Origin of the sequence: Leptothoe sp. PORK10 BA2, assembly GCF_034932105.1 — a bacterium.
Classification (GTDB): Bacteria; Cyanobacteriota; Cyanobacteriia; order Phormidesmidales; family Phormidesmidaceae; genus Leptothoe.
On record NZ_JAYGIG010000013.1, the window covers coordinates 1 to 17,529 of the forward strand.

The window sequence follows — 17,529 nt, forward strand, 5'->3', positions numbered from 1 at the left end:
TCACTGAGTTTGATGCGACCCTTGGGCTTGCTCAAGGAGGTTACCAATTCCTATATTTGGATTACGCTAGCTGATAATCTCTGTAACCTGGGAAAACTCTCTAATTTTTTAAGCCTGAGTAGTTACATCTAAAGGCAAATTGGCAGCACTGTCTAGGGGCAAACAAAAAAGAGAATACAAAGACAGCAAGGGTATTCTTCTAGACTTGCTAATTTAATCAATAAGCTAAAAACCTATAGCTACCGTTATGGCCGCAGTAGCATTTCTACCCCCCAAACATTTGGAACAAATCATGAGTACAAAGTTTAGCTGGGACTCAATCCAACATGACTGGTTTGCCAATATTCGTGGGGATCTCTTGGCTGGCATTGTCGTCGCCCTGGCCCTGATTCCAGAAGCGATCGCATTTTCCATTATTGCCGGTGTGGATCCCAAAGTCGGCTTATATGCCTCCCTCACCATGGCCGTCACCATTGCCTTTGTGGGCGGTCGTCCTGGCATGATCTCGGCCGCCACCGGGGCCATGGCATTACTCATGATCGAATTGGTTAAAAACCACGGCGTGGAATACCTATTTGCCGCCACCCTATTAACAGGTGTTTTGCAGATCGTTTGGGGCTTTTTGAAAGTAGGCCGCCAAATGAAATACGTCCCCAGGGCTGTGCTAGTAGGGTTCGTCAATGCCCTAGCCATTTTGATCTTTATGGCCCAGCTACCCGAATTTGGCGGCCAGGGATTCACCATGTATTTCGCCGTGGCCCTCGGGTTAGCCATCATCTATGTGTTGCCCCGCCTGACCAAGCTGGTGCCGTCTCCCCTCGTCGCCATTGTGGTCCTCACCACAATGGGCATGGCCGCCAATGGCAACTTTGCCGATGGTCCTTTTGCCGCCCTCGGCGATCTAGCCGCTCCCTTTAGCAATTTGCCCACCATCCAAGATAAAGGGGACCTGCCCACCACCCTACCGATATTTCACATTCCCCAGATACCCTTTAACTTTGAAACCCTCAGTATTCTGCTGCCGGTGGCCTTGACACTGTCCGCCGTGGGGCTGCTGGAGTCGTTCCTCACCGCATCGGTGATCGACGATATGACCGACACCAATAGCGATAAAAACCAAGAAGCCAAAGGGCAGGGCATTGCTAATCTGGTCACCGGATTTTTTGGTGGCATGGCCGGCTGTGCCATGATCGGTCAGTCAGTGATTAACATTACCTCCGGCGGTCGCCAGCGGCTATCCACGCTCAGTGCTGGTGCGCTGCTATTTTTCTTTATTTTGGCCATGGGCCAGTGGGTCAGCCAAATCCCCATGGCGGCCCTCGTAGCCGTGATGATCATGGTCTCCGTCAGCACCTTTAACTGGGCATCCATTACCGACATCCGCCAGCTGCCTAAGAGCGAAACCACCGTGATGATAGTGACGGTCATTACGACGATTATTACCCATAACCTAGCCATCGGAGTGATTGTCGGCATTGCCCTCAGTTCTTTGTTCTTCTCCCGTAAGATTGCCAAAATCATCCGCATTGATACAGAACTCAAGGGAAATGACCGGATTTACTATGTCAACGGCCAGCTGTTCTTTGTCTCGGTTAATCATTTTTTGAGTACCTTTGACTTCCATGAAGAGTTAGACAGCGTTGTGATTAACCTCTCTAACTCCCACCTATGGGATCAGTCCGCCGTCATAGCCATTGATAAAGTAGTTCTGAAATTTCGTGCTAAAGGCATTGATACCACACTGATTGGCATGAACGAAGCCAGTGAATCCCTGGTGGAGAAGTTGGCAGTGCACAATAAGCCTGAAAAGCTGAAGAATATGTCTGCCCATTAAACGCCTGCCATCGTCAGGGACATCGTGTTTCAGCCATTAAGGGCCGCCCTTAATGGGATCGGTATTGGGATCGGTATATTGAATCCATTCCCCTGCAAAATGGTAGGGTGGGCACTGCCCACTATTCCCAATGAACGCCCCCCTCGCAATGGCCAAACAACGCCTGGATATGTACCTCGTAGAGCAAGGGCTGTGCGAATCGCGGCAGCAGGCTCAGCGGTGTATCCGAGCCGGTGAAGTGAAGGTGAATGAAGCGGTGATTGATAAGCCGGGCACACCGATTAAACCCGATGCGGTGGTGGTGCTGAAGCAAAAGTCGCCCTATGTGTCACGGGGTGGGGAGAAACTGGCGAAGGCGTTGACTGCATTTGGGCTGGAGGTGGCCGGGCGCATCTGCCTAGATGGTGGCATCTCCACGGGGGGCTTCACAGATTGCCTGTTGCAAAACGGGGCCAAGCAGGTCTATGGAATCGATGTGGGCTATGGCCAGGTTGCCTGGAAGCTGCGTCAAGACCCCCGTGTGGTGCTGCGAGAACGCACTAACCTACGCCACCTGACGTCAGAAGAGTTATATGAAGAAAACGCCCAGCGGCCTGACCTGGGGGTGATGGATGTGTCGTTTATTTCCTTGGTAAAAGTTCTCCCTGCGTTTTGGAACCTGATGACGGGGGTAAGGGAATGTGTTTTGTTGGTCAAACCCCAGTTTGAGGTGGGCAGAGAGAAAATCGGTAAAAAAGGTGTGGTGAGAGATCCGAAAGACCATGCGGAGGCTATCTGGCAGGTTTATGGGGCTGCGCAGCAGCTAGGATGGCATGCCCAAGGTCTGACCTGGTCACCCATTCGTGGACCGGCTGGTAATACTGAGTATTTACTCTGGCTGGCGGCTGACGGTGAAGATATGGGTTTAAGTGAGGATATGGTCCTAAAGCTGACTCAGAATGCCTGCAGTTCGTTGAACAGTTGACCAGAGCTACAATATCTAAGGGTTGATGATTATCTGTAGCTAGCCGCTAAAAGCCCCATCAAGCACGGGTATATTGATGGCAAAGCCTATAGGATGAGACTTTTGCTTTAGAGAGTATTGACTTCACAGGTACCTTTGCTGAGCGTTACGAAGATGTTGCCCTAGAACCTTAGCGCCAACCTGGATATGCTGACACTGTTATGGCCATAGACACAAAACTGGGGATAGACCTCAGCTCTTAGTTAATCCAGTCCTTGGCCCGCTCCACTGCTCGCTGCCAAGTTTCAAAATTATCTTGGGTCGCTGTTTGTCCCGGCCCCGGTTCAAAGGTTTTATCAATCTTGCGACTATTTACCAGGGCTGTATAGTCATCCCAGAAACCCACCGCCAGCCCTGCAGCAAAGGCTGACCCCTGGGCTGTCGCATCCAGCACTGCCGGACGCTCCACCGGAATCCCCAACACATCCGCCTGATACTGCATCAAAAAGTCATTGTTACAGGCACCTCCATCCACCTTTAGTGTGGTGATGGGGGTGCCACTGTCGTCATTAATCGCCGTCACTACTTCTCGGACCTGGTTAGCAATGGCTTCTAACACTGACCGTACCATGTGGGCCTTGGTCACCCCTCGGGTAATGCCCAAAAATGCACCCCGAGCCCCCATATCCCAGTGGGGAGCCCCCAAACCACTGAGGGCAGGTACAAAATAAACACCGCCATTATCCTCAACGGAGGTGGCCAAGGGCTCACTATCGGCAGCGCTGTCAATAATCTGCAATCCATCTCGCAACCACTGGATGCAGGCCCCGGCGGTGAACATACTGCCTTCTAATCCATAGCCCAGATCATAGCTGCCGTCTGCTTTGGCGGTGGTCCAGCCGATGGTGGAGAGTAGCTGGTTTTTGGATCGGACGATTTCCCCTCCGGTGTGGGCGACTAAGAATGCGCCGGTGCCGTAGGTGCATTTGAGTAGGCCGGGGCGATCGCAACCATGGGCAAATAAGGCTGCCTGCTGATCACCCAAAATCGCTGCAATGGGAATCTCTACCCCCAGCAAACTTGGGTCCGTGTAGCCAAAAATTCCCTGGCTGGGTTTGATGTCTGCCAGTAGCGATCGCGGCACCCCAAACCTATCCAAAAGGGTTTCATCCCACTGCTGTGTCGCCAGGTTCATTAATAACGTACGGCTAGCATTACTATGATCCGTCGCGTGGACCTTGCCACCCGTTAGATTCCACAAGGCCCAGGTGTCGATGGTGCCCGCTAGGATATTGTCCAAAGTCTTGTCTGATAATTGGGGCTGAGTTTTATCCAGCAGCCACCGAAGCTTTGTGCCTGAAAAGTAAGCATCGAGAAAGAGGCCGCTGCGCTCGTAAATATCGGCTTTATAGTCCGCCAGGGTGATACACATTTCCGCGGTGCGTCGATCTTGCCAAACGATGGCCCTATGCAAGGGCTCACCCGTCGTTTTATCCCACAGTAGACAGGTTTCCCGCTGCACCGTCAGACCAATGGCGGCAATATCCCTGGCGTTGACCTGGGCCTCTGCAATGGCTTTTTTCATGGCCCATTGCACAGCTTGCCAAATTTCGACCGCATCATGTTCCACCCAACCGGGCTGAGGATAGTACTGGGTCAGTTCCCTATAGGCTTGGCCCACAATGTCCCCTGCTTGGTTAAACAGGATGGCACGGTTACCGGTGGTGCCTAAGTCCAGGGCCATGACGTACTGTGACATGGGGAAAGATCTAACGAAAGAACTCCACCCATTGTGTCGCGGGTTTTCTGGTGTGGAAGGAAATGTGGGAAGTCTTACGGGAAATTAATAAAGGTTAGGAAAAGAGTATTGGTGGGGATGGGGGTAGCCCAAAACTGTCTATGCAATGAAAAAGAGGATGCGTGGCCGCACTCCTCTATGTTTTTGAGTATTGATTTGTTGTTGCTAATTTGGAAGATGGAACGCTCCGTTAGAAATGCCATCAGGCAGCATTTTCCAGATAGAACCAGGTTCGGATTAGCGAAGCTTTGATTTTTTAAACTAACGCTTACTTGACGGCTAGATCGGCCCAATGGGTGAATTTTTGTCAGGTGAGGAGGAGTGATGGAGTGGGACCACAATGGGAACCCAGCGCCTTAATCGTCCTGTTCTAGTAATCGGGATAGTTGGCCACGGATGGCATCTAGCTTTTTGTCCACTTTGGGCACGGTGAGTAGGCGTACTTCCACCTCGGCGATGTTGTCGATGCGGGTGGTTTTTTCCCACAGCTTACGCTCTACCTCAGACTCAGATTCGTAACGAAACGTAATGGTAGTGTCGGTCACTTCCAAAATTTCCACATTTTTAAACCAGCCACTGCTGCTTTTTACATACAGCCACACGCTGCCTTGGCCAACGAGTTCTTTGAGCTTTTTTTCCATATGACAAAATTCCCCAGACACTGCACAGGTCGACAAGAGATAATGCTGTCTTTTCTTAAGATTGATTTTATAATCTTAGCACTTTGAAAAGTTATATGTAGGCTAAAAAATAAATGTTCTATGATTTCAAAACTTTTCTGAGATGATTAATGGACTCCGTCCATTAATTGTTGCCAGGGAAAAATGATGTGACGGTCTATTCTCTGCCTGGGGTAACGGCGGAGATCGGAATGTATTTTGTGAGTACTTTTCTAGATGTAAAAACGATTTTTTTCTGTTCAACCAGAGCCCTTGTGCTGTCCCTGGGGGAAGTGGCGGCGATGGTGCTGCTTTGGGGGCAGATGCAATATGGCCTAACCTGATCGATCCGGTCGTAGGCGCGGGACACATTGCACAGATTGTGGCTATGCTCCATAAAGGCCAGGGTGGGTGAGAAAACCCATGGGGCCAGGTTTGAAATTCGTTCCTAAAAATGTGTGCCTGTGCCTTTTTGCTGAGTTTGCAGAATAGGGCAAGGACAACGTTGGTCCAATTGCTAAATCAGGCTGAATAGGATAGCGTAATCTACTGTAAACCCTTATGAATTAAACGTTTTACATGTCCAGAGTTAGGGTTTCTCTGTGGCAGCGCTTACAGGTTTAAGCTTGGGCAGGGTTTAGCAAAAAAACATCAGCGGATTTTAATTATTATATTCATGCAATTTTGAGGCTCAGTAGAGGCAACTTGGCAAAGGGGTTGTCTCCGCTGAGTCCTATTTGGTTTGAAAGCCCCAATTAACCGCTGTTTAGAAAACTACAGGAGAAATCAATATGAAATCTTCCTTGGTGATCCTCTATCACCGTGAACCCTATGATGAAGTAACGGAAAATGGCAAGATTTACTACCGTGAAAAGCAGAGTCCAAACGGAATTATACCCACGCTAAAGAGCTTTTTTGCCAATGCGGATCAGAGTACTTGGGTGGCGTGGAAACAAATTGCCGAGGCGGAGCATGAAGACTTTATTGATCGGGTGACCATGGAAGGGGGGAGCGATAGTTGCGTTGTTAGGCGTATCCCCCTCAATGCTGATCAGGTGCGTAACTTTTATCACATCACCTCCAAAGAAGCATTTTGGCCAATTTTGCACTCGTTCCCCGAGCATTTTACCTATGACAGCTCGGACTGGGAAAACTTCCAAAATATTAACCGTCTATTTGCTGAGGCTGCCTGTGAGGATGCTGCCGATGATGCCCTGATCTGGATCCACGATTACAATCTCTGGCTCACCCCCTTCTACATCCGCCAAAAGATGCCCCATGTGAAGATTGCCTTCTTCCACCACACCCCCTTCCCGGCGGCGGATGTGTTTAATATTCTCCACTGGCGAGATGCGATTATTGACAGTTTGCTGTGCTGCGACCTCTGTGGTTTTCACATTCCTCGCTATGTGCAGAATTTTGTGTCGGCTGCCCGTAGCTGCCGCGAGGTGGATATTGTGGAGCGCATCCCTGTGCCGGAGGCCTTTACTAAGACGGGCACCGCATTGGCTGAGCCTGAAATGGTGACTAAGCTCCGTTACAAAGGCCGCATTGTGACCATTGATGCTTTTCCCGTGGGGACCAGTCCCCAAAAGATTCATGATGTGGTGATGCGTCCCTCGATCCAAGAGCGGGTGAAGGTACTGCGGGCTGAAATTGGTGATAATACGCTGATCATGTCTGCTGGTCGAGTGGACTATGTCAAAGGGGCCAAGGAAATGCTGGCCTGTTTCGAGCGACTATTTGAACAGAGCCCGCAGTATATCGGTAAGGTGAATCTGATGATGACGGCGGTGAAGGCCGCTAAGGGCATGCGAGTTTATCGTATTGCCCAGGAGCAAATTGAGCAGATGGTGGGCCAGATCAACGGTCGCTTTGGCACTCTCAACTGGACGCCCGTACAGCTGTTTACTGAGCCCCTACCTTACGATGATCTGATGGCGCTCTATAAGGCGGCGGACATTTGCTGGATCTGTCCGTTGCGGGATGGGCTGAACCTGGTGGCCAAGGAATATGTGGCAGTGCACAACGGTGAGGACGGTGTTTTAATCCTGTCGGAGTTTACGGGGTCTGCCGTGGAGCTACCCGATGCCCTGTTGACCAATCCCTATTCGTCCAAGCGGATGGATGAACGTATTCATGAGGCGTTGGCAATGTCGGCTGAGGAACAGGCGGCGCGGATGAAGAAGTTGCACAAGGCCATTTGCCGCTACGACGTACAGCAATGGGCCAATCATTTGTTTAGGGAAGCAAAAGCGACGGTGGCGATTGAACCGGAGACGAAGGAGACGTTGGGCGTTTAGGGAAACTAGAAATGTTAGGGGCGTGCCATGGCACGCCCCTAACTAAATTAACTCCACGTCGAAAAATCTGTGCCATCTTGAGACATGGGAAGCCTGTGTTCGTAAGCTAATACATCTACAGATCGTTACTTATTGGTGGCAACTATGCCTGATTACTCAACGGTAGAGGCGACGACCTACGATTTGATTGTGATTGGTGGTGGCATCAACGGGGTGGCTGTAGCCCGTGATGCTGCGCTGCGGGGGCTTAAGACTATTTTGATTGAGAAAGGCGACTTTGGTGGCGGGACGACTAGTTGGTCAAGTCGTTTGATCCATGGTGGGTTGCGCTACCTGGAGTATTTTGAATTTAATTTGGTGCGGGAGTCCCTGCGGGAGCGGGAGATTTTGCTGAAGACGGCTCCCCATCTGGTGAAGCCGATCCAGATGACGATTCCGATTTATGCCCAAGGCTCCCGCAGCTATTGGGAAATCCAGGCGGGTATGGTGCTTTATGACCTGCTGAGCTATGACAAAAGCTTGCCCAACCACCGCATGTTGGGGGGGCGGAAAATGCGACAACTCTTTCGGGATGTGGAGCCGGAGGGGTGTCGGGGGGCGGCCCAGTATTATGACGCCCAGGTGGAATATGCGGAGCGCCTGTGTTTAGAGATAGTGCTGTCGGCCCAGGATGCTGGGGCCACCATGCTGAGCTATGTGACGGTGACTCAGCTGCAGCGGCAAGGCAACCGGATTTCGTCCCTAGTATGTCGGGATAGTGAGACGGCTGAGGCGTTCACGGTCCATGGCCATGACCAAACCGTGGTGATTAATACCTCTGGACCTTGGGTGGATCAGATCTGTCGCCGTGGGATTCGGGGCAATGCCCCGGCCCCTGTGGGTAAGACTCGTAAGATTGGGGGTACGCGAGGTAGCCATATTATTGTGGAGAAATTTCCTGGGGCGCCGGATGAGGCGCTTTATGTGGAGGCGCTGACGGATGGTAGACCGTTCTTCATTTTGCCGTGGTTGGGCATGTGTCTGATTGGTACTACAGATATTCGGTTTGATGGGGATTTGGATCAGGTCCATGCCAGCAATGATGAAATTGATTACCTCTTAAATGAGACTAATCGGGTTATTCCTAAGGCCCAGTTAACGCGGGAGTTGGTGCGGTTTACCTATGCTGGCATTAGACCGTTGCCCTATAGCGAGGGGAAAAAGACCAGCAGTATTACTCGCAGCCATGTGTTGTATGACCATACGTCTGAGGGTGTGGAGAACATGGTTTCTCTGATTGGGGGCAAGCTTACTACCCATCGTCAGGTGGGTGAGGAAATGGTGGATGCGGTGCTTTTTAAGCGGCTGAAAAAGCGGGGTCACAGTCATTCGGTGACTCGAAAGGCTCTATTGCCGGGGGCGATGGCGATGAATGCGGTTAGGGACATGATGACAACGGCCAACCGAGATGTGATGGCCCATTTGTTGTCTGTTTATGGTGCTCGGACACCCCAGGTATGGGCCATTGTGGAGGAACTTCCTGAACTGGCTGAGCCGATTGTGGTGGGTCAGCCTGATATTAAGGCTCAAATTGTCTATAGCGTTAGGGTTGAGCTGGCTCGCACCTATGTGGATATTTGTCGGCGACGGACGGCGATGGCCATGCGGGGTAACTATGGGTTTGATGCGTTGCCGGTGATGGCAGCGGTGCTCAAGCGCTACTGTGGTTGGTCTGGGGAGCGGTGCGATCGCAACCTCCTGGACTACTACACCTATATGCGCGATCACTGCATTCCTGAGTACCAACTGGATCAATACCAGCCCCCCGTGGCTGCAACCGTGGCTTAGGCTAGATATAGGTTCTGAGTTCTGAGTTTTTCTAAGGGGACATTTTCACGTGGTTACCTCATCGGCATCGTCTATAACGCCCATCATTCCGCTATCGGAAGCCCTGAAGCAAACGGCGCGAGTGACGGTGTTGGGGGCGGGGGCCTGGGGCACAGCCTTGGCTAGGCTGGCCCTGACCAATGGCAACCAGGTGCAAATTTGGTCAAGGCGGGGACCGTCGGATTTGGCGACGGCGGTGGCCGATGCCGATATTGTGATGTCGGTGATTTCCATGAAGGGGGTGGCGGCTCTGGCGGGACAGTTGCAGGTGGCCAATCTGAAACCGTCAACCATTTTGGTGACCGCCACCAAGGGGTTGGATCCGGAGACCACCCGCACTCCCTCGAGGATTTTTCGGGACACCTTTCCTGATAACCCGATTGTGGTGATGTCTGGTCCCAATTTATCCAAGGAAATTGAGGCGGGATTGCCGGCTGCCACCGTGGTGGCGAGTACGGATGTGGATGCGCTAACCCTTGTACAGCAGGTGTATTCATCCGAGACCTTTCGGGTCTATACCAGTCCTGATCCGGTGGGGGCGGAGCTGGGGGGGACCCTGAAGAATGTGGTTGCGATCGCAGTCGGCGTCTGTGACGGTCTGAAGCTAGGTTCCAATGCCAAAGCCGCATTGATTACCCGGGCTATTCCTGAAATGCTACGGGTGGGTGTCCACATGGGGGCCCAGGTCGAAACCTTCTATGGTCTCTCGGGCCTAGGGGATTTACTCGCCACCTGCGACGGCACCCTGAGTCGTAACTATCGGGTGGGCTATGGCCTGGCCCAGGGCAAAAAACTAGACCAGATTTTAGATGAGCTGGGCAGTACGGCGGAAGGGGTGAACACCACCCATGTCTTGGTTGATATGGCCAACCGAGAAGGCATTCCGGTCCCCATTGCGCGGCAGGTCCATCGGTTGCTACGGGGGGTGATCACTCCCCAGGCAGCGGTTGAAGGCTTGATGGAACGGGAACTAAAGCCGGAGGCCTGTGATTTGAAGGCTAGAAATTAGCGATCGCGACCATAGGTTTGCATAGACCGCTCGCGATAGTCATAGAGCCGTTGCAAATAGCGTCGCTTTGATGGAGATGCCTCTTCATCCCTAGACGGTTCAACCTCAGATTCATCCCTAGATGGTTCAACCTCAGATTCTGGGGAACCTTCACCCCTTGATTCCGTAATAGCTGTGGTTGATTGATCAATTTCCTCAGCTTGTTCCCGATCAGATGCTTGGGAATCAGATGCTTGGTACTCTTGACCGTCCTCCGTTATGACCTCGGCTTCTGGAGTGTCAAGGGCGTCAAGGATCGCTGGACTTGGCGGTTCATCAGCTTGGAGTGACTCCGGCTCCAAGGTTGATGATTGTTCCACCCGTGTGTCCTGCCCATCGTCTGACGGGGCAGAAGGTTCCTTACTTTCCCTGGTTTGATTCGAGGTTTTAGCCTCAATTTCTCCAGGTTGAATCTTTTCAGGTTCAGCCTCTTTAGGCTCAATTACTTTGGGTATTACCCCTTCCATCGATTCAACAGACGAGGCTTTGTCAGACGTAGCGTCTTCCATCGATTCAGCAGACGAGGCTGGTTTAGACGTAGCGTCTTCAATCAAAGAGGTGTCTTCAGAAGCGGTGTCTGAAGACGCCGCTTCAGGTTCTGAATTTAGGTCAATCGTTTCGTTTTCCTCAGAATCTTGGCTGGCAGGTGTTTCGGGCGTTTCGGTAATGGTGGGTTCAGGGATCGGTGGCTCATAGGTAGGATCGATAATGCCCCCCACCTGGGCAAACGTGAGGTCACCTCGGACAATTTTGGCCAGACTGTTATCCAGGGCTGGGTCATAGTTAATTAGCCGGATGGTGTTATTAAAGACTCCCCCGATGGGGTTGTCCTCCTCATCTACCAGGGTTAACTGCACCCAGTTTTGTCCCGGTTTTAGCCCCTCTATATATATAGACTCCCAATCCTTAAGCATTAGGCTGTCGCCATTGAGGGTATAGCGCACCCGCCAGTCTGTAATCCCTGGGTTATCTTCAGCCACCTGATGCAGGGGGGCATTGGTTAAATAAAAGTCCAATAAAACGGGTTCAGCGCCGTAGGTACCCACCGGTGAAACGTAGGTTAGCAGGGGTTGATTTTCCCCTGGGGAATTTTCGTCCGTTTTGGCCAAAATGTGGAACGTTACCTGGGCGTAGGACCCTTCATTTTTGAAGCTTTCATCCCAAGGTCCTAGGGCAAAGGCTCGGAGGGTATGGGTGCCTGGAGCCAGATCCTGCAGAATAATAGGTTGCTCCAGGTCATATACCGATTCATAGGGCTGGTTATCCAGCAAAATCTGCACATGGGGGCCCATGTCCCACGGTTCATCCTTATATATAGGTAAATCTTGTACCCGTAAACTCACCTTGACGGTGGTGGTATCAAAAACTTGCTCGGCCTTGGGTTGGCGGATCTGTACTTGGGGCGCATAGGCATCTAACCAGGGAGCTAACTCCTGAATCAGAGCGGGCGGGTCCACCTGTTTAAGGGCAGGTCGAGGGGCAAAGAAGGCTGGGGGAGCTTTTGCTGACGCCTCGATTTCGGTTTCAGGCTGAGGGGCGGAGTTACAGCTGGTCAGCAGCAGTAGCGCCACTAGGACAACCGGTCCGACCACCTGAGCCAGTAGCCGCTGCAGATGTCTTAAAACATCAGAAGCCAAAGTCATGACAAGCATTTCCCCAAAAGATGGTTAAACCTAGTGCCCCTGTAACGATGTAATGACATCCCAGGCTTAAACGATATTAACTGTCCATCGACCTCGATCAGTCCAGGATGTTCAAAGCTTTGCTCTAGAGGGCGACCTTCTTTAGCTGTCTTGCTCAGGGGGGCTTAAAGGTTAGGAAAATGCTAGGGACCCATGATGGCTGCGTGAGGCTGTTTCTGAAAGGTGAAACAACGCTCAGGTATTTTACAAAACTAAACAAAAATGGCCCTGAATGTAACTAACCTTTGAGTTTTAGTCATGGGTTCTTTATAAAAATGATCTATGGTTTTGATTTAAATAAATAAATTTGATTTTGAGGGTTTTATGCATGCCCTGCGGTGTGTAGCTGAAAAGGGCTGGGACTATTGAGATTTGTTAATATCCGAGCCGATAAGTGTCCGTTTTGTGAAAACGACTACCGTGTGACCCTTGTTCTAAGAGGATTTCGGAGGTTGAATTATTGTTAACTCGACGCGGGATCGAGCAAGTGCCGAGTCTATAATGCTCAGGAGCAATCCTATAAATAGCGAGTGTCGACGTTTTCTCTGACTTAACATCTCGGTTGAAAATGTTTGTAATTGTTTCCTTCATGAAGCTTTTGCTGACCTCAGTTTTTAGGCTGTTCGTTCTTTGTCTAGAGAGAGGAGAGTCTCCATGACAACTACCCCGCGGGAGCGGGAGGCGAAAGTCAAGGTAGAAGTGGATGAAAATCCGGTACCCGTTTCTTTTGAGAAGTGGGGTCAGCCGGGACATTTCAGTCGTACCTTGAAGCGAGGACCCAAAACTACTACTTGGATTTGGGATCTTCACGCCGACGCTCACGACTTTGATAGTCACACCAGTGACTTAGAGGACATTTCTCGTAAAATTTTTAGTGCTCACTTTGGCCATTTGGCCATCGTGTTCATCTGGCTGAGTGGCATGTATTACCATGGTGCTCGGTTCTCTAACTTTGAGGCTTGGTTAGCAGACCCCATTCATATTCATCCGAGTGCTCAGGTTGTTTGGCCCATCTTTGGCCAAGAAATCCTGAACGGTGACGTGGGTGGTGGCTTCCAAGGTATTCAAATTACATCTGGTTTATTCCAGATGTGGAGAGCAGCTGGCTATACCAATTCTTTCCAGCTTTTGTGTACCGCCATCGGTGCGCTGGTCATGGCTGGTTTGATGATTAATGCTGGTGTATTCCACTACCACGTCAAAGCTCCTAAGCTTGCGTGGTTCCAGAATGTGGAGTCCATGCTGAACCACCACTTGGCTGGTTTGTTTGGTTTAGGCTCTCTATCCTGGGCAGGTCACTTAATTCACGTGGGTGTGCCTGTTAACCACATGTTGGATGCGGGTGTTGCTCCACAAGATATTCCTCTGCCCCATGAATATCTATTGGATAAGGCATTTATGGCCGACATGTTCCCGAGCTTTGCTCAGGGTTTGACGCCATTCTTCACCCTTAATTGGGGTGCTTACTCTGACTTCTTGACCTTCAAAGGTGGTCTAAACCCGGTAACGGGTGGCCTTTGGATGACTGACATTGCGCATCACCACGTGGCGATTGCCGTAATGTTCATTTTTGCTGGCCATATGTACCGCACTAACTGGGGTATTGGTCATAGCATCAAGGAGATTCTCGAAGGTCAGAAGGGCGATCCGTTGCTCTTCCCTGCTAAGAATGGCCACGATGGCTTGTTTGAGTTCTTGACCACTTCGTGGCACGCTCAGCTGGCTATCAACCTGGCTATGGGTGGTTCGGTGACGATTATTGTGGCTCAGCATATGTATGCGATGCCTCCATATCCTTACCTGGCAACTGACTACGCTACCCAGCTGTGCCTATTCACTCACCATATGTGGATTGGTGCCTTCATGATTGTGGGTGGTGCTGCCCACGGTGCGATCGCAATGGTTCGGGACTACGACCCTGCCATGCATGTCGACAACGTGCTCGACCGCGTTCTGCGTGCTCGTGATGCCATCATCTCTCACCTCAACTGGGTATGTATTTTCCTAGGCTTCCATAGCTTCGGTCTATATATTCACAACGACACCATGCGTGCGTTGGGTCGTCCCCAGGACATGTTTTCCGACAGTGCGATTCAGCTTCAGCCCATCTTTGCTCAATGGCTGCAGAACCTGCACACCCTAGCTGCTAGCGGTACCACGGCTCCCAATGCCATTGGTCCTACTAGTATTGCCTTTGGTGGTGACATGGTTGCCGTTGGCGGCAAAGTGGCTATGATGCCGATTGCGCTTGGAACGGCTGACTTTATGGTGCATCACATCCATGCGTTCACCATTCACGTAACTGTTCTCATCCTGCTCAAGGGTGTGCTGTACTCCCGTAGCTCTCGCCTTATCCCCGATAAGAGTGAGCTGGGTTTCCGCTTCCCCTGTGATGGCCCCGGTCGTGGTGGCACCTGCCAGGTATCTGGTTGGGACCATATCTTCCTAGGTCTGTTCTGGATGTACAACTCCATCTCCATTGTACTTTTCCACTTCAGTTGGAAGATGCAGTCAGATGTATGGGGTACGGTTTCCGGCGGTACGGTGTCTCACCCTGCTGGTGGTAATTTTGCAACTAGCGCTATTACCATCAACGGTTGGCTCCGTGACTTCCTGTGGGCTCAGGCTTCTCAGGTGATCAACTCCTACGGTTCGGCTCTGTCCGCCTACGGTTTGATGTTCTTAGCCGGTCACTTTGTTTGGGCATTTAGCCTGATGTTCCTCTTCAGTGGTCGCGGCTACTGGCAAGAGTTCATCGAGTCCATCGTTTGGGCTCACAACAAGCTCAAGGTTGCTCCTGCAATCCAGCCCCGCGCACTGAGTATCACTCAGGGTCGTGCTGTTGGCGTCGCCCATTACCTCCTCGGCGGTATTGTGGTGACCTGGGCGTTCTTCCATGCTCGAATTCTGTCGATAGGTTAGCGGGGAGGACTTACTAGAAAACTATGGCAACTAAATTTCCAAAATTTAGCCAAGACCTCGCACAAGATCCAACTACGCGTCGGATCTGGTACGGGATTGCCACCTCTCATGACTTTGAAAGCCACGATGGCATGACTGAGGAGAATCTTTACCAAAAGATTTTTGCTTCTCACTTTGGTCACCTGGCAGTCATTTTCCTCTGGGTATCCGGCAACCTGTTTCACGTAGCTTGGCAAGGTAACTTTGAGCAGTGGATTAAAGATCCCCTCAACGTTAAACCCATCGCCCATGCGATTTGGGATCCTCACTTTGGTCAGAATGCGGTGGATGCGTTCACCCAGGCTGGCTCCACTGGTCCCGTTAACGTAGCGTTCTCTGGGGTTTACCACTGGTGGTACACCATTGGTATGCGGACCAACAGCGACCTTTATTCGGCGTCTTTGTTCCTTTTGGTTCTGTCGTCTATCTTCCTGCTAGCAGGTTGGTTACACCTACAGCCCAAGTTCCGTCCCAGCTTGTCCTGGTTCAAGAATGCTGAGTCTCGCCTAAACCACCACCTAGCTGGTTTGTTTGGTGTGAGTTCCTTGGCTTGGACTGGTCACCTGGTTCACGTTGCAATTCCTGAGTCCCGTGGTGTGCATGTTGGTTGGGATAACTTCCTAACTGTTTCGCCTCATCCCGCTGGCTTGGCCCCCTTCTTCTCCGGAAACTGGGGTGTGTACGCTCAGAACCCTGACACTGTAAACCATGTGTTTGGTACTTCTGAAGGTGCCGGGACTGCAATCTTGACCTTCTTAGGCGGGTTCCATCCTCAGACTGAGTCTCTATGGCTCACTGATATGGCTCACCATCACCTAGCCATTGCGGTGATCTTTATCATTGCTGGCCACATGTACCGGACTAACTTCGGTATTGGTCACAGTCTTAAGGAAATCCTCAATGCTCACCAGCCCCCTAGCGGTGGTCTGGGTGAAGGCCACAAGGGAATGTTTGATACCCTCAACAATTCCTTGCACTTCCAGCTAGGTCTAGCTCTGGCTTCCTTGGGTGTAGTAACTTCTCTAGTTGCTCAGCACATGTATGCGATGCCTCCTTACGCGTTTATTGCTAAGGATTACACCACCATGGCTGCGCTTTACACTCACCACCAGTACATCGCAGGCTTCCTGATGATGGGTGCCTTTGCTCACGGTGCGATCTTCTTGATTCGCGACTACGATCCAGCTGCGAACACTAACAATGTGTTGGCTCGTATTTTGGATCACAAAGAAGCGATCATCTCGCACTTAAGCTGGGTGACTTTGTTCCTCGGTTTCCATACCCTGGGTCTTTACGTACACAATGATGTGGTCGTTGCCTTTGGTACTCCCGAGAAGCAAATCTTGGTTGAGCCTGTGTTTGCCCAGTGGGTTCAAGCTGCCTCTGGTAAAGCTCTTTATGGCTTTGACACGCTGCTATCCAATGCTGACAGCATGGCCACTGGCGCTGCTAGCGGCATCTGGCTACCAGGTTGGTTTGAGGCCATTAATAGTGGTACAAACTCTCTGTTCTTGACTATCGGCCCTGGTGACTTCTTGGTGCACCATGCGATTGCTCTGGGTCTTCACACCACTACCTTGGTCTTGGTCAAGGGTGCGTTGGATGCCCGTGGTTCTAAGCTAATGCCCGACAAGAAGGACTTTGGCTATAGCTTCCCCTGTGACGGCCCCGGTCGTGGCGGTACTTGTGATATCTCTGCATGGGATTCCTTCTACCTAGCCATGTTCTGGATGTTGAATACCCTGGGTTGGCTAACCTTCTACTGGCACTGGAAGCATTTAGCTATCTGGTCTGGTAATGTGGCTCAGTTCAATACGAGTTCCACGTACTTGATGGGTTGGTTCCGTGATTATCTGTGGTTGAACTCTTCCCAGTTGATCAACGGCTATAACGCCTACGGCATGAATAACTTGGCGGTTTGGGCTTGGATGTTCCTCTTTGGACACCTGGTCTGGGCGACCGGTTTCATGTTCCTCATCTCTTGGCGAGGTTACTGGCAAGAGCTGATCGAGACCATTGTTTGGGCTCATGAGCGCACTCCTCTGGCTAACTTGATTAGCTGGAAGGATAAGCCGGTTGCTCTATCCATCGTTCAGGCTCGTGTAGTTGGTTTGGCTCACTTTACCGTGGGTTATGTTCTGACCTATGCAGCCTTCCTGATAGCGTCGACGTCTAGCCGATTTGGATAGCGTTTGAGGTTTTAGGAGAATGAAAAAAGCCCTTCAGCTTTGCCTGAAGGGCTTTTTGTTTGATACAAAGACATACTGATTTGAGTAGGACTGGAGTAGATATGAAATTTTAGAGGTTAAAGTATTTAACGGTTATTTAATAAATGACTAAGCTAGCTGATACTCTTTCAGCAGAGGTCTGCAAGGATATGAACTAATTTGAGCAGAGGTAAGTTCACCTATCAAGTCGAAGATATGAGGATACTT

Annotated in this window: 11 protein-coding genes; 8 read left to right on the plus strand and 3 right to left on the minus strand. The window is 51.0% G+C overall.

Going from position 1 to position 17,529, the window contains the following annotated elements; genetic code table 11:
- Positions 1–292 precede the first annotated feature (292 nt).
- Both VB741_RS05605 and VB741_RS05610 read left to right on the plus strand, forming a co-directional pair.
- On the plus strand, positions 293–1,834 hold the full coding sequence (locus VB741_RS05605; RefSeq protein ID WP_323364166.1) for a SulP family inorganic anion transporter: 1,542 nt from the start codon (positions 293–295) through the stop codon (positions 1,832–1,834).
- 148 nt (positions 1,835–1,982) lie between these two features.
- Positions 1,983–2,798: a TlyA family RNA methyltransferase gene (locus tag VB741_RS05610; protein WP_442786295.1), complete on the plus strand. Its 816-nt coding sequence runs from the start codon at positions 1,983–1,985 to the stop codon at positions 2,796–2,798.
- Between the two features lie 238 nt (positions 2,799–3,036).
- Here the strand turns inward: VB741_RS05610 and glpK are convergent, their stop codons facing one another.
- A complete protein-coding gene (glpK, locus tag VB741_RS05615; protein WP_323364168.1) occupies positions 3,037–4,536 on the minus strand; it encodes a glycerol kinase GlpK in 1,500 nt (499 codons plus the stop codon).
- Between the two features lie 395 nt (positions 4,537–4,931).
- A complete protein-coding gene (locus VB741_RS05620; RefSeq protein ID WP_323364169.1) occupies positions 4,932–5,216 on the minus strand; it encodes a DUF6679 family protein in 285 nt (94 codons plus the stop codon).
- Between the two features lie 188 nt (positions 5,217–5,404).
- Here VB741_RS05620 and VB741_RS05625 point away from each other — a divergent pair, with 188 nt between their 5' ends.
- The 4 genes from VB741_RS05625 (at position 5,405) to VB741_RS05640 (ending at position 10,412) form a co-directional block, all read left to right on the plus strand.
- On the plus strand, positions 5,405–5,578 hold the full coding sequence (locus VB741_RS05625; protein WP_323364170.1) for a hypothetical protein: 174 nt from the start codon (positions 5,405–5,407) through the stop codon (positions 5,576–5,578).
- A 447-nt stretch (positions 5,579–6,025) separates the two neighbouring features.
- Complete coding sequence (gene ggpS / locus VB741_RS05630) at positions 6,026–7,537, plus strand: glucosylglycerol-phosphate synthase (RefSeq protein ID WP_323364171.1); 1,512 nt, start codon at positions 6,026–6,028, stop codon at positions 7,535–7,537.
- A gap of 144 nt (positions 7,538–7,681) precedes the next feature.
- The gene (locus VB741_RS05635; RefSeq protein ID WP_323364172.1) at positions 7,682–9,364 is read left to right on the plus strand and encodes a glycerol-3-phosphate dehydrogenase/oxidase; all 1,683 of its coding nucleotides are present in this window, start codon (positions 7,682–7,684) and stop codon (positions 9,362–9,364) included.
- Positions 9,365–9,467: 103 nt separating this feature from the next.
- Positions 9,468–10,412 carry an NAD(P)H-dependent glycerol-3-phosphate dehydrogenase gene (locus tag VB741_RS05640; protein WP_442786296.1) on the plus strand — a complete coding sequence of 315 codons (945 nt, stop codon included), beginning with the start codon at positions 9,468–9,470 and terminating at the stop codon, positions 10,410–10,412.
- On the opposite strand, the gene VB741_RS05645 is transcribed toward VB741_RS05640, so the two are convergent.
- Complete coding sequence (locus tag VB741_RS05645) at positions 10,409–12,094, minus strand: hypothetical protein (protein ID WP_323364174.1); 1,686 nt, start codon at positions 12,092–12,094, stop codon at positions 10,409–10,411. The two genes, VB741_RS05640 and VB741_RS05645, sit on opposite strands and share 4 nt — an antisense overlap.
- Before the next feature lie 693 nt (positions 12,095–12,787).
- Here VB741_RS05645 and psaA point away from each other — a divergent pair.
- Positions 12,788–15,055 (plus strand): photosystem I core protein PsaA, encoded by a 2,268-nt coding sequence (psaA, locus tag VB741_RS05650; protein WP_323364175.1) that lies wholly within the window; start codon positions 12,788–12,790, stop codon positions 15,053–15,055.
- A 23-nt stretch (positions 15,056–15,078) separates the two neighbouring features.
- Positions 15,079–17,283, plus strand: coding sequence for a photosystem I core protein PsaB (gene psaB / locus VB741_RS05655; protein WP_323364176.1), 2,205 nt, complete (start codon positions 15,079–15,081; stop codon positions 17,281–17,283).
- The last annotated feature ends 246 nt before the right edge of the window (positions 17,284–17,529 follow it).